We start from the raw sequence: 14,309 nt of genomic DNA, 5'->3' as shown, positions 1-14,309 counted from the left end.
AGGTAACCGGATAATTTAGATCTTCTTTCGCCCTTGCGTTTTAGACTTTTGTCCTCGGATAACAAGGCAAAAATAACAGGACCGCATCCGTACCCAAACAGGCCTTCGCTTTCTCTAAGACTGACACGGCTGCCTCCGCAACATCCGGTCCAGGATGAAGCTCGCGACATCCTCGGCATAGCTGCCCGGGCCAAATCCGGCATCATAGCCCAATTCCTTGGCCAGTTCATAATTTAGCCTAGGGCCTCCGCAAACGAGCAGGAAACGCTGGCGCAACCCCTCCAACTCCAAGATTTCCACCATGCGCGTCAGGTTGCGTACGTGGATGTCTTTTTGGGTGACCACTTGCGAGATGAGGATGGCATCGGCCCCCACCGCATCCGCCTGAGCCAGGAGGTCCTCGCAGGAAACTTGCGCCCCCAGGTTGTGGGCTTCAATCCCGTGGTAACTTTCTAACCCTTTGTGGCCGTTGTACCCTTTCATATTCATGATGGCATCAATGCCCACTGTGTGGGCGTCGCTCTCAATACAGGCTCCCACAATGACTAGTTTCCGCCCGATGTTTTCTCGGATCAGCGCTTCAATCTCGGCCTTTTCCCAACGCTGATGGCTGAGTTTCGGTACTTTGATCCGGGAAAAGTCAACGCTCACATCAGAGCGGGCGTAGAGGACGAAGAAACTGAAACCCTCGCCTAATGTTTCGGCGTGCACCACCTGCGGGTCCCTAAAGCCGCTCCGCGAGGCCCAGCGCCGAGCCGCTTCCCGAGCCTCTTCTCCCAAGGGAACCGGCAAGGTGAGGGAAAGTTGGACCATGCCGTCGTCCAAAGTATCCCCGTAAGGCCTGACTGAGCTCAGGTCGATTTTTCGGCTGGGGACAGATACGCCCCCGGGGTTCTGTGAGTCCCGTGCCTCCGCCGGACTTTGGACCTCTGCTGAATCCTCTATTCCCGCCATGACCCGCGTCTCGGCGGGACCCTGTGCCTCCGCCGGAGTCTGGGTCCCGGCTAAACCTGCCGTCTCCGCCTGGTCTTCCCCTTCGGCCTCCGCCGAGCCCTCCGCCCGGGCCTCCACTGAACCTGAGACCTGCGCCTGGTCAAGAGCCCGTTCCAAATTTGGGATATTCGTTGGGCCCTGTCCCTCCACAGCTCTTTCAACCCCCGCCAGGCCCGAAACCTTCACTGTCCCGTCAACCCCCGGCCCGTTTGGCCGGATTGTCCCCGGTTGCAGCAGCTCCAAGAAGGGGTTGAGATAGTGCGAAGTCTTGCCAATAACCCCATCCAAGCCGCGCCCGCCCTGCCTATGGCGAGAGATGTCGGCAAACATTCCTTTTTCCAAAGCGGCAAATAAACCCATGCCGTTGATTGCCTCGAGCATGCTTACCGCTTTGCGCAAGGTTGCCGAGGCTCTCTGCCGGATGATTCCGTCCGCTTTAAATTGAATCTCCCCGCCCACATGGCGCATGGTCTGAAAGACGAGACGCGCCGCTTCTAAGCTGAGAGCCCGGTCTTGCAAAAGGGGAGTGTGGATGGCCTCGGTCAGCATGCCCAAAAGGTGGATGCTCTGCCCGGTCATGACTGAAGCCGCGTTGAAGAGGGCGTCCTGAACCTGCCCGCGAAAAATGTTTCCCGTCATATATTTGGTCGGCGGCATATATTTGAGGGGTGAACGCGGGAACACTTCCCGGATCAATTCCGCTTGGGCAATTTCGTAGAGAAAAGAATCTTCCCCTTCCGGATTGATTTCCATGGCATGCCCCAAACCCTGCTGTTCTTCCGGCAGACCCGCCAGAAAGGCGAATTGCTCGTTAATGAAGTTGGAGGCCAGGACAGTGTGGGCAGCCTCCATCGCATCCGCTGTCGTCAGATAATTGTCTTCTCCGGTATTGATGATAATACCGGCAAAACCGTGAATCAGACGGGAGAAATACTGATCAATAAAAGTGCGCTGCATATTGATATCCCGGAAAATAATCCCGTACATGGAGTCGTTGAGCATAACATCCAGCCGCTCTAAAGCGCCCATGGCGGCAATCTCCGGCATGCAGAGCCCCGAAGCATAATTCGTCAGCCGGATGTAGCGCCCCAATTCCTCCCCCACCTCATCCAAGGCCTGGCGCATGATCCGGAAATTGGCCTGGGTGGCAAACGTCCCGCCAAACCCCTCTGTCGTAGGACCGTAGGGAACATAATCCAAGAGGCTTTGCCCGGTGGAACGGATGACGGCGACGATGTCAGCCCCCTGCCTGGCCGCTGCCCTGGCCTGAACAACATCTTCATAGATGTTGCCCGTAGCCACGATCACATAGAGATAGGGTTCCTTTCCCGCTCCCCGGGCCATGCGGACTTCCCGTTCCCGTCGCTGAGCCAGGATTTTCTCCACCGCCGGGAAGGCCAGGCGTCTGGCCTCCTCCTCCACTTCTGCTGCCGGAAAATCCGGCAGATCGCTGAGAGAGAGTTCTCCTCGTTCCACAGCTGCGGCAGCTTCCTGCGGCGGCTTCCCATAGTGGAGAAAGATGCGTGCCAAAGCCCTGGCGGCACCGTCTGCGGCCATACCCGCATCCTGTAAGGCATCGACGACCACATTCGCCAAAGGAATCCCTTCCCGGCTGACGCCGTCAATTCCGCACAAGCGCAGAACCGCCCGTTCCACACTGACCGTGGTATGACTGAGAATGAATGGCGTCACCTGCGCCACGATCTGCCCGGCCAATTCTCGGCCCCGCGCAATCAGGTTGGGGTCCAAAGCCAGTTTCCGTTCTGTATAAGGGCGAACCATTTTTTCTACCTCCTAAAACAAGCCGTTGCTCGCCGGGGCCAACTAAATCAGATTCGTCTTGCTTAAATAAGCCGATTTCCTTGGGGTTCGAACCCCGGCCGCCAAATCAGTTCTCTTGCCACATCCACGAGAGGCACGTGGCTATGGGGCCTGAGGGCAGCCGCCAGTTCCGTCGTGGCAATGGGAGTCCGCGGATGCCAGGGACTTAGGGTCAAGCAGACGAGATTGGGCCGCCGGCTCAGGCGGACGGAAATACTCCGCGCTTTCAGGCCATGCCAGAGTGGGGCAGAGAGGAGAATCTGGCCCGGATGGTCAAGCAGGAGGGTCCGGGGCAAACGTCGGGCCTTGCGAAGTTCAAGATAAAGCCGATCTGTTAACGCCCCTGCCAGGTACAATTGCTCATAATCTTGCGGCAGGAGTGCCCGTAAATCTCTTGCCCAGAGGAAGCCAGGCAAATTATGCCACCGATCCCCCTCTTGATAGGCGCTGCTGCTCCCGAAAACCCCCGCCGGAAGAGCAGGTTCCGCAGCGTCTTGCACACCACCCAGACCCAGACTTCGCGGCTGACTCTCCGGCAAAAGCAAATTTACACGACTTTCTGCCCCGCGGGATACCCCGGAGCGGAGCCCGCTCTCTCCCGTCACCGGAAGCCTGAAGTACTCCAAAACCAGGCGCGTGCGTTCCACCACTTCCCGGAGAGAATTTCCCAGAGCGGCCCCTGTGCTGAGGATCACACCGGCCGACCCCAAGGACAGGTGCGTAAGCCGGCCCAAAGCTCCGTCCAGGTGAATCCTGCCCGCTCCCAATGCCTCCAATCTCTTCATGCCCCGGGTCAGTTCCGGCAGACTGGACGGACCGGCTAAACGCAAGGAAACATCCCGCAGGCAACGGACAATCAGCCAGGGACCGTATTGAGGATGGTCTCCCCAACTTTCAATAATTTCAAATGCCCTCCCCGACTCCCCGGACAGGACTCCCGGTTCCCGCCTTTCCCCCAGGAAACCGGCCGCCGTGAGCAGGAGTTGGCCGGAATAGGCCCGCACCGGGGGTTTGGGCGCATCGTAGAGGGCATCCCGGTCTTCCCCGTCGAAACCGAAAGAAGTAATTCCCAGCGCGTCCCGCGCAAAATAGCGATTCACGGCATTAAAAGCGGTGGTCTTGCCCGCATTTTTAACCAACCCGGCAAAAACGAGCCGGCGGAACTTGCGGAGACTCCCCGGCCAAGCGAAACCGATATCGGACGTATCAATATCTTCTTTCATCTCCCCCTCCCGATTAGCAGCGGCGGGCCGGCATTGACATCAGACGCGTCAGCCATAAATATGCTCGTAGAGCTCACGCAGGCGCGGATTTTCGCGCATAATCTCGAGGGCTATTTGGGCGTGCCCACGGGTATAACCATTACCCACCAGCATCGTGACCTCCTTGCCCACTCCTTCGGCCCCAAGAGCGGCTGCCGTGAACGAGGTGGCCATACTGAAGAAATAAACGATCCCTCCGTCCTTTGTGGCCAGGATACTGCCCATTTCCGTCTGCGCAATGTTGACCATATTCAGGGTAATGTCGGCCATCGCTCCTCCCGTCAGGCGCTCAACCTCCCGCAAGAGCCAGAGAGCGTCGCGCGCATCCCCCCGCAGGGTGAGCACAGGCAGGCCGGACGCTTTCATCCTCTCCACACCGGCCGCCGAGTGGCTGACCCCGATAACTTTTCCCGTTACGCCTGCGCGCTTGCAGGCTTCGTGCAGGGAGAGGAGGCCCGACTTGCCCCCGCCGCCGATGACGACGACCGTATCACCCGGTTTTACAATCTTGGCCGTTTGAGCGGGTGCTCCGGCGACATCGAGTACAGCCAAGGCCAGTTTTTGCGGTATGTCCTCCGGGATCTTGGCATAGATCCCACTGGCAAAGAGAACCGCTTCCCCTTCAACTTCAACTTGGTCCACGTCGGTATGAACCGCGAGAATCTTATCGATCCGCAGCGGGGTAAGGGAAAGGGAAACCAGAGTAGCGATACGGTCCCCGACCTTGAGATCGATTGCGGGTGAAAGCGAGGCATCCCCCCGTAAAGCAGAGCCAATCGCCTTGACCTTGCCTGTGAGCATCCCGCCCGAACCGGTTACGGGGTTATGCTGTTTTCCCCGTTTGGCAACCGTTTGCAAAATGATCTGTTTGATCCCATCCGCGTCTCCGCCCGCCTGCTCTTTCATCTGAGTAAAAGAGGCGGAATCAATGTTGAGAACTTCAACTTCCAGCAAAATCTCGTTATCGGAAAGCTTGGAAAAATCGTTGTCGAGCCGCCAGGCGGGCTGGGGCAACACTCCTTTCGGTTCCAGTACTCTGTGGCTTCCATAGGGGCATCCCAGGCTCATGATTCAAACTCCTTTCATCCAACCGTTAGACTCCCACTTCTACAAGCAGGAGCGGTTCCCTGTACTTTCCAGTCTAGCGCGGCCCGACCTTCTGGGCAATGCCCACCATGGCCATTTTGTTCCCCGTATCTTATCCATTATGGACAGTTGCGGTGCGGTATATGCTCAGATCTTGTCCAATCCGGGGAAAACCTTTAAAATATAACCAGAGTGTCACTTCTTATCCGGAATCCTGACGTTCAGGTTCATCTCAGTTCTTTTCTGCCGGGAACTCCCAATCTTGGCCTTGGTTCAGGGGTTCGGGTTCATCAACTTTGCCCTTGTCTCCGCATCCGGGTTCATTAACTTTACCTTGGTCCCCGCCTCCGGGTTCATCCCGACCATCACCGGTCACAAGAGCAGTAAGATATGGAGGAAGCAGATGATTCTGACAGTGAGAGAAGCTTTGGACATGGAAATCCTGCGCCGGGCTAGGGTCGTGGCCGGGGAAACAGGCTTGGACAGGGAAATTACCTGGGTGAGTGTTCTGGAAGTGCTGGACGAGATCCAGTTGCTCCGGGCGGGAGAACTCCTGGTCACCACGGCCTTCGGCCTGGAACAGGACCCCGGATTACAGGAACACCTCATTCCGGCCTTAGCCGCCAAGGGCCTAGCCGCTTTGGCCATCCAGACCGGTTTCTATATCCGCGATATCCCGTCGGTCCTGCGGACACAGGCCGATACCCACGCCTTGCCGCTCATCCTCTTGCCCCAGGACTTAGCTTTTTCCGCCCTCACTCAAACCATACTCAGACGAATCATCGGACGGCAAATGGAACGTCTGCAGTATTCGGAACGCATGAACCATGAATTTACTCAGGTAATCCTGGCCAACCGAGGTCTGCCGGCGGTCGCCCAAACCTTGAGCCAACTCATCAAGCGGCCCGTGCGTATCCAAAATGAAACCGGCACCGTCCTGGCAGAGCATCCGGAACCCGGGCCCATTTCCACACAGACAGGCTCACAAGAGACCGCGTCCCCACAAACTGCGCTCCTGAAGACCGTGCCCGTCGCCGTCGGTAACAAAGTCTACGGTTACATCTCCGTACTCACCCGTCCGCAGGAAGGGCCTCCGAATAGCCCTGCGCTGGATAACATGGATAACATCGATGCCATGGATGTTATCGATAGTATCGATGAAATGGATGAAATGGCTATTCGCCAGGCGGCCACCGTAACCGCCTTGGAAATTCTCAAAGAGCAAGCCGTCCTGGAAGCAGAGAACCGCACCCGCGGCGATTTTCTTGAGGATATGCTCAACGGCGCTTTTCCCTCCGGAGAAGCCCTGGAAAGACGGGCTCGGCGTCTCGGTTACGAGCCCGGACACAGCTTTGCCCTGATCGTGCTGGGAATAGATTCCGTCACTGACGAAGGAGCCGCTCCCGCTTACCGGGAAACTCTCCTCGCCTCGGTCCGGCCCTTTTTCTACCACCGTGGCTGCCGCCCCATAGCAAAGGTGAGGGGCGAAACAGTCGTCGTCTTTTGGCAACCGTCCCCGCGCGAGGACCCGAACCAATTGCAAGCAACCCTGTTCGCCCTCAAAGAAACTATTAAGAAAGCCCTGGCCGGCCCAACCCTATCCATCGCCAGCGGCGGCTTATATCGCGACCTGTCCCAGGTCCCGCAGGCTTATCGGGAAGCGGCGTCCTCCCTCACCGTCAACCGGGCGTTGGGTCGGCGAGATACCCTGGCGCTTTACCGGGACTTGGGCGTCTACCGGCTTCTGCTCTGCGCCGGCAGAGAAAGCCAGACCGCGTTTTATCAGGAGACCCTGGCTCCGCTGGCCGCTCCGGGCGAACGCGGGCAAAAGGCACTCCTGCTCACCCTGGAAACCTTCCTCAACTTTCAGGGCAACATTAAGCAGGCGGCAGAACAGCTCGGCATACACCGCCAAACGCTGCGCCACCGCCTGCGCAAAATCGAAGAATTGACCGGTTTGAAACCATCCGACCCAGAGGACCGACTCAAGCTGCAGTTGGGCCTTAAGCTGAGATACATCCTCGATGTCCGGCTTCCCAAAGACTGACATTAAACAATGTCTTACCGTCTGCCCGGAAGATACCTTTATGTCTCTAATATGTCTCGAAGATAATCGGCCGTCAAGGGGTCGACTTGTTCCCGGCTGCTTGGGCAGGCAATTCGCCCAGATGCTCCCGGGCCACCGCCAACATCAATTTGATCCGGTTGAGTTGGTTAACCTCACTGGCTCCCGGATCGTAATCGATAGGCGCAATATTGGAATCCGGATAGGCTCTCCTCAGCTCCCGGACCATCCCTTTACCGGTGATGTGATTGGGCAAACAGGCAAAAGGCTGCAGACAGACCACATTATTGACCCCGCTATGCATGAGTTCGACCATCTCCCCGGTCAGGAACCAGCCCTCTCCGGTCTGGTTAGCCAGGGAAAGATGACGCTCGGCCAGATGGGCAATCTGTTCGATGGTATGGGGCGGCTCAAAACGCCGGCTCTCCGTCAAAGCTTTTCTCATGTCCTTGCGGAAAGCTTCAATGCGGCTGATGGTGAGAAAACCACCCAACATGCCGGAAAAGCTTCCGGAGAGAAGCTCATACTTGACCTTCGCGTCATAGGCTCCGTACAAAAGAAAATCGATCAGGTCAGGGACGACCGCCTCGGCTCCCTCCGCTTCCAGGAGCCCAACAATATTATTGTTAGCCGTGGGGTGGAATTTCACCAGGATTTCCCCCACTACTCCCACTCTCGGTTTGACCCGATCCTCATAAATCTCCAACCGATCAAAAGCCCGCACGATCCCATATATGTTCTCCTTGAAACCTTTTTTCCCGCCGGAACGCAGCTGGGCCTGGCACTTTTCCACCCAGTACTCATAGAGTTTGTCCGCCGAACCGGGGACTTTTTCGTAAGGCCGTACCCGGTAAAGAACGCGCATAAAGAGATCGCCGTAGACCAAAGCTCTGAGCATCTGGTTAAATAATCTGAGCGTGAGTTTAAAGCCGGGATTTTTCTCCAGACCACCCGCGCCCGTGCTCAGGGAAATCACCGGGACTTGGGCCATACCCGCGTCTTTCAAGGCTTTGCGGATAAAGGCAATATAGTTGGTAGCCCGACAGCCGCCCCCCGTTTGAGAAATGATGGCGGAGGTATTATTTAAGTCGTATTTGCCCGAACGCAAGGCCTTCATCAGTTGACCGACGACGATGATGGCGGGATAACAGGCGTCATTATGCACAAAACGCAAGCCCTCGTCGATCGCCGCTTTGTCCACCGAAGGCAGAATCTCGATGCGGTACCCTTCCTGTTCAAAAGTAGTCTTGAGAAATTGAAAGTGAATGGGTGACATCTGGGGAGCCAGGATCGTGTGTTTTGCTTTCATTTCCTCGGTAAACGGCACCCTGGCCTGCGGTTCAGCCAAGCGCCGAGGGACGAAATTCCTCTTGTCCCGTTCATTGATGGCCGCAATCAGGGACCGAATCCGAATCCTGGCCGCACCCAAATTATTGATCTCATCAATTTTTAAAACCGTGTAAATCCGGCCGTAACGGTCCAGGATTTCTTTCACTTGGTCGGAAGTCACCGCATCCAGACCACAGCCGAAGGAATTGAGCTGAACCAATTCGATGTCTTTGTGTTTGGCCACGTAAGTGGCCGCCGCGTAGAGCCTGGAATGATAAACCCATTGGTCCACAACCCGCAGGGGACGCTCCACTTGGTCGAGATGGCGAAGGGCGTCTTCGGACAGTACCGCGAAACCGTAGGCCTGAATCATCTCCGGTATCCCGTGATTGATTTCCGGGTCGACGTGGTAAGGCCTGCCCGCGAGGAGAATTCCTTTACTTCCGTGCTCCTCAATGTAGTGCAGGATCTCTTCACCTTTGTGCCGGACATCCTCTTTATACCTGTCCAGTTCTTCATAAGCGCGCCGAACCGCCGACACAATCTCCCGTTTCGAAAGCCCTTCGGGGCTTAATTCCGCCGCCAAACGGCGCGTCAAGCGCGTGGGCATGTCCAGGGGCAAAAACGGATGATAAAAGGTAACCTCCCTCAGGATGTCCATGTTGGCCCGAATCGTTTCCGGGTAAGAGGTGACGATCGGACAGTTGTACTTATTATTCGCTCCCGGATCTTCAGGAATATTGTTGGGAATACTGGGATAAAAGATTTTCCGAACTCCCTTGCGCACCAAGTCAGCAATATGTCCGTGCACCAGCTTAGCCGGATAACAGGCGGATTCCGAAGGAATGGTCTCCATCCCGAGTTCATAGATCCGCTTGGAAGAACGTCCCGAGAGAAGCACCCGGTAACCCAACTCGGTAAAAAATGTGAACCAGAAGGGATAATCCTCATACATATTGAGCACACGAGGTAAACCGATCACACCCCGAGGCGCTTCTTGTTCCGCCAGAGGCCGGTAGTTGAAGACCCGATGGTACTTGTACTCGTAGATGTTCGGTACATCCGTCTTTGTCCTCTCCCGGCCGGCCCCGCGTTCACAGCGATTACCGGAATAGAACTCGCCGCCGTCCGGAAAACGGTTTACTGTGACGACACAGTTATTTCCGCACCGTCCACAACGTTTCATTTCCGTCTGTGCCCTGAATCCGTCCAGTCTTGCCGCCTCCAGGAGAGTCGTCTCCCGTCCGGCCGCGAAACTTTCTTTGGCCAGGAGAGCCGCCCCGAAAGCCCCCATGAGACCGGCAATATCCGGACGCACCACCTCGCGGCCGATCAGTTTCTCCAAAGAACGCAGGACGACATCATTGTAAAAGGTCCCCCCCTGAACGACGATCTTCTCTCCCAACTCCTCCGTGCTGCGCAGACGAATGACCTTGAACAGTGCATTCTTGATGACGGAGAGTGATATTCCGGCCGAAATATCGCTCACCTCCGCCCCTTCTTTTTGCGCCTGCTTGACTTTGGAATTCATAAAGACCGTACAGCGCGTTCCCAGATCGACCGGTTTCTTGGCCGCCAAGCCGATCCGGGCAAAATCCTTGACATCGTAATTCAAAGAGTTGGCAAACGTTTCAATAAACGATCCGCAGCCGGAAGAACAGGCTTCATTGAGCATAATCGAATCAATAACCCCGTTTTTCACAATCAGGCATTTCATGTCCTGGCCGCCGATGTCTAAAACGAAATCGACTCCCGGCAGAAAGAAGTCCGCCGCCTTGTAGTGGGCCACCGTCTCAATCTCGCCTATGTCCACTTTCAGTGCTGACTTAATCAAGTGCTCCCCGTAGCCGGTCACGGCCGCATAAGCAATCCGGGTACGCGCATTGAGTTTGCGGTACAAGGTTTTTAACGCTTCAACCGTCGACTTGAGGGGATTTCCCTTATTACTGCCGTAGAAAGAATACAGCAGACGCCCCATCTCATCCACCAGCACCATTTTTGTGGTGGTCGATCCGGCATCAATCCCGAGAAAAGCGTCTCCCTCATATGTCTCCAGATCCGCTCTCGGCACGGCATGCTGTGCGTGCCGCCGCTTAAAGACCCGGTACTCTTCCTCATCCGCAAAGAGCGCCTCCAGAGGATTACTCTGCGAGCCGTTCAAATTATAGATGGCCGGGATCCTTTCATAAAGGCACTCAAAGGAAACCGGTTCTTCAGAGCGCGAAGAAAGAGCCGCTCCCCAGGCCACAAAATACTGGGAATCCTCCGGGAAAATGATGTCCTCCCCAGCGAGTTTTAAGGTCTCAACAAAACGTTGGCGCAGTTCCGGCATAAAGTGCAAGGGGCCGCCCAAAAAGGCCACCCGCCCGTTAATGGGCCTGCCCTGGGCCAAGCCGCTGATCGTTTGGTTAACCACCGCCTGCAGGACGGAAGCCGCGATATCCGCCCTGTCCGCCCCTTCGTTCAGGAGAGGCTGCACATCCGTCTTGGCAAAAACGCCGCAGCGTGAAGCGATGGGGTAAATGTGTTTATGATGTTGCGCCAATTCGTTGAGTCCGGCCGCATCCGTCTGGAGGAGTGCCGCCATCTGATCTATGAAAGCCCCCGTGCCGCCCGCGCAAGTGCCATTCATCCGCTGCTCCATGGCTTCCCCGAAATAAGTAATCTTGGCGTCCTCTCCCCCCAGCTCGATGGCGGCATCGGTCGCGGGAATAAGGCTTTTCACAGCCTTGGTGCTGGCGATTACCTCTTGAATGAAAGGCACGTCCAGATTCTCTGAGATATTGAGGCCCCCCGAACCCGTGATCATAATGGTCAAGGTGTTCCTCTGCAAAACATTCTTGGCGTCTTCCAGCAGGGCGGCCACAGTTTGTTTAATGTTGGAAAAGTGCCGCATGTACTGCTTGAAGATGATCTTTCCTTCTTCCAGAATCACCATTTTCACGGTGGTGGAACCAACATCGAGCCCGACATTGAGAACTCCCATGTTCTTCCTCCGCTCAGTCACAACTCACTCTTATGTTCTCTAGTAGTAAGTCCATTGATATTATATCTTAATTATACCTTAAACAGTACGTTCTGTCTGCGACTAAGATCACAGAGCTTAAGATCATGCGGCTTAGATCGTATAGCCTAAGATCACATCGTTTAAGATCCCACAGCTTAAGATCCCACACTGCTTAAGATCCCACGGCTTAAGATCCCACGGCTTAAGATCCCACGGCTTAAGATCCCACGGCTTAAGATCCCACGGCTTAAGATCCCACGGTAAAAATCTCATGGCTGATTCCAGTGCAGAAAGTATCATTTTGCGATTTTACACGCTATATCTAGTAGTTCATTTTAATACATCACACTATATGCAGCCCGTTAAAGGCAAAAATAGGGGTTTCTGCAGCAGAATCATGGCTAAAATCTCACAGCTAAAGATCTCACAACTAAAAGTCTCACTGCTTAAAAAGAGCGCCCACCGCAAGAGTGAGCGCCCACCGCAACTGCCTTAATTCTCAGGAAATCCCCCTCATACGCTCAATAGATTCGCGCTGCTTTACCCCGAGCAGCCACCGGGGCTTGCGGCAAGTTTTTGGGGTCAGCCTTGCTGGGCCGCTTTGAGCTTGTTCACCAGACTGTCGCAAATTTTGGCCGGAACTTCCTCATACCGGAGGAAAGACAGGCTGAATTTTCCTCTCCCCTGGGTCAGCGACTTAAGGTCAATGGCATAGCGCATCATTTCAGCCTGTGGGACGTGGGCCTTGATCACCTGGTATTTGCCGTCGGCTTCCATACCGAGTACACGCCCCCGTTTAGAATTTAAGTCGCCGATGACGTCGCCCATGAAAACTTCCGGCACCCGCACCTCGACATCAACAATGGGTTCCAGCAAGACCGGTTTCGCCAATTCCGAGCCCTTCTTAAAGGCAAGAATCGCAGCCAGTTTAAAGGCCATCTCGGAAGAGTCAACACTATGGTAGGAACCGTCGTAAAGGCAGACCTTAAACCCGGTCACGGGGTAGCCGGCCAGAATCCCTTCCGCCATGGCTTCACGAATGCCTTTTTCCACGGCCGGGAAATATTGTCTGGGCACAGCCCCTCCGAAAACTTCTTCCGTAAATTCAAAATCCGAGTTCTCGTTGGGTTCCAAACGAATCCAGACGTGCCCGTACTGCCCGTGCCCGCCGCTCTGCTTTTTGTGCTTGCCTTCAACCTGCACAGACTTCTTGAATGTTTCCCGGTAAGGAACGCGCGGAACCCGCATGCTCACGCCCACGCCGAATTTACGCGAAAGCTTTTCCAAGACGATCTCCAGATGCATCTCTCCCAAGCCGGTCAGAATCTGTTCTTTCGTCTCCGTGTTTTTGCTCACCCGAATCGTCGGATCCTCTTCCGCCAGCCGGGTCAGCGCATTAGACAGCTTGTCTTCGTCCCCTTTGCTCTTGGGCTCAATAGTCACGGAGAGAGTCGGTTCCGGGAATTCTATCCCTTCCAATTCAACCGGCTTATCTTTCGCGCATAAGGTCTCGCCGGTACCGACTTCCTGCATCTTCGCCACCACCGCGATGTCTCCGACCCCGACGGTCTGTACATTCTCCTGGGTCTTTCCCCTCAAATAAAAAGGCTGCCCCATCTTTTCTTCCGAACCTCGTTTGGCATTGAAAACAAGGGTATCAGCCGTAAATTTTCCCCTATACACCCGGAGAAAGCTCATTTTCCCGACATAGGGATCGGCCAGAGTTTTGAAGATAAGAGCAGCTTTTTCATTAATCGTTGCCGGTTCGGGAGCATAGGCCGCCAAGAAGTCCAAAAGATGAGCAATTCCGATATTTTTAAAGGCCGAACCGCAGAGAACGGGCACGACCAGGCTTTGGGCCAGGGCCGGTTTCAGGGCTTTGACCAAGTCCTCATTAGTCAGAGGTTCTCCTTCCAGGTACTTCTCCAGAACTTCATCATCCCCCTCGGCTACCGCCTCCGCCAGGGTTTCCTTGAGGATCTGCACCTCATCCGCGAACTCGGCGGGAATTTCCTTCCCCGTATATTTTCCGCTGCCGTTTTCTTCATAATAATAGGCTTTGTCCGTAAGAATATCCACAACGCCCCGGAAAGCGGCTTCTTGACCGATCGGTATCTGCAAAGGTGCGAAACGAGCCTGGGGGTACGTCGTCCGTAACTGCTCCAATACTTTGTCCAAGTTAGCATTTTCCCGGTCAAGCTTGTTGACGAAAATCACTCTGGGGAGTTTCCTATCCTCCATAATATCCCATATAATCTCCGCCTGGACTTCCAAACCCGAGACGCCGCAGATCGTTAAGAGTCCGCATTCCGAAACCCTCAGGGCACTCATCACCTCGCCCATAAAATCGGAGTAGCCCGGTGTATCCAGCACGTTCACCTTGACCCCCTGCCATTCAACCGGGATCAGGCTGGTACTGATGGAAATCTTGTGTTTAACTTCTTCCGGAAGATAGTCGGAGACGGTATTGCCGTCGCTCACTTTTCCCAAGCGATTAGTCGCTCCGGAAGTAAAGAGGAAAGCTTCGGCCAAGGAAGTCTTTCCCGCTCCACCATGCCCAATTAAGCAGACATTGCGCAAATTTGCCAACTCATAGGTCTTCAAGACAAACTCCTCCTTGTGCGTTATTAAGAAAAGGGCTCAATACCTTTTGCTTACTCATGGAAGTTGTTGCCTGAGTCAATGAAGTAACCCTTTATCCTTACCCTGTCGGGCAGTTTGGCGTCAGTCCCGCTGTCGACCGACG

At 55.2% G+C, this 14,309-nt stretch carries 6 protein-coding genes; 1 reads left to right on the top strand and 5 read right to left on the bottom strand.

The features are described 5' to 3' along the window. Window positions 1–114 precede the first annotated feature (114 nt). The 3 genes from kamD to kdd form a co-directional block, all read right to left on the bottom strand. Complete coding sequence (kamD, locus tag MNU25_RS20310) at window positions 115–2,775, bottom strand: lysine 5,6-aminomutase subunit alpha (RefSeq protein ID WP_338077735.1); 2,661 nt, start codon at window positions 2,773–2,775, stop codon at window positions 115–117. A 62-nt stretch (window positions 2,776–2,837) separates the two neighbouring features. Then, complete coding sequence (locus MNU25_RS10045; RefSeq protein ID WP_240984940.1) at window positions 2,838–4,037, bottom strand: hypothetical protein; 1,200 nt, start codon at window positions 4,035–4,037, stop codon at window positions 2,838–2,840. 48 nt (window positions 4,038–4,085) lie between these two features. Continuing rightward, complete coding sequence (gene kdd / locus MNU25_RS10040; protein ID WP_240984939.1) at window positions 4,086–5,144, bottom strand: L-erythro-3,5-diaminohexanoate dehydrogenase; 1,059 nt, start codon at window positions 5,142–5,144, stop codon at window positions 4,086–4,088. A 421-nt stretch (window positions 5,145–5,565) separates the two neighbouring features. Between kdd and MNU25_RS10035 the strand changes: the two genes are divergently transcribed. After that, on the top strand, window positions 5,566–7,209 hold the full coding sequence (locus MNU25_RS10035; RefSeq protein WP_240984938.1) for a PucR family transcriptional regulator: 1,644 nt from the start codon (window positions 5,566–5,568) through the stop codon (window positions 7,207–7,209). A 73-nt stretch (window positions 7,210–7,282) separates the two neighbouring features. Here the strand turns inward: MNU25_RS10035 and MNU25_RS10030 are convergent, their stop codons facing one another. Together MNU25_RS10030 and fusA are read right to left on the bottom strand one after the other, a co-directional pair. Further along, window positions 7,283–11,542, bottom strand: coding sequence for a 2-hydroxyacyl-CoA dehydratase (locus tag MNU25_RS10030; protein ID WP_240984937.1), 4,260 nt, complete (start codon window positions 11,540–11,542; stop codon window positions 7,283–7,285). Window positions 11,543–12,145: 603 nt separating this feature from the next. Continuing rightward, the gene (fusA, locus tag MNU25_RS10025; protein WP_240984936.1) at window positions 12,146–14,167 is read right to left on the bottom strand and encodes an elongation factor G; all 2,022 of its coding nucleotides are present in this window, start codon (window positions 14,165–14,167) and stop codon (window positions 12,146–12,148) included. Window positions 14,168–14,309: the final 142 nt, after the last annotated feature.

Origin of the sequence: Acididesulfobacillus acetoxydans (assembly GCF_902729405.1) — a bacterium.
GTDB lineage: Bacteria > Bacillota > Desulfitobacteriia > Desulfitobacteriales > Desulfitobacteriaceae > Acididesulfobacillus > Acididesulfobacillus acetoxydans.
This window is presented reverse-complemented; position numbering and strand designations above follow the sequence as displayed.

Coding starts and splice junctions, on each gene's coding strand:
- MNU25_RS10045 (WP_240984940.1), bottom strand. CDS start 4,037: ATGAAAGAAGATATTGATACGTCCGATATCGGTTTCGCTTGGCCGGGG.
- MNU25_RS10030 (WP_240984937.1), bottom strand. CDS start 11,542: ATGGGAGTTCTCAATGTCGGGCTCGATGTTGGTTCCACCACCGTGAAA.
- kamD (WP_338077735.1), bottom strand. CDS start 2,775: ATGGTTCGCCCTTATACAGAACGGAAACTGGCTTTGGACCCCAACCTG.
- kdd (WP_240984939.1), bottom strand. CDS start 5,144: ATGAGCCTGGGATGCCCCTATGGAAGCCACAGAGTACTGGAACCGAAA.
- MNU25_RS10035 (WP_240984938.1), top strand. CDS start 5,566: ATGATTCTGACAGTGAGAGAAGCTTTGGACATGGAAATCCTGCGCCGG.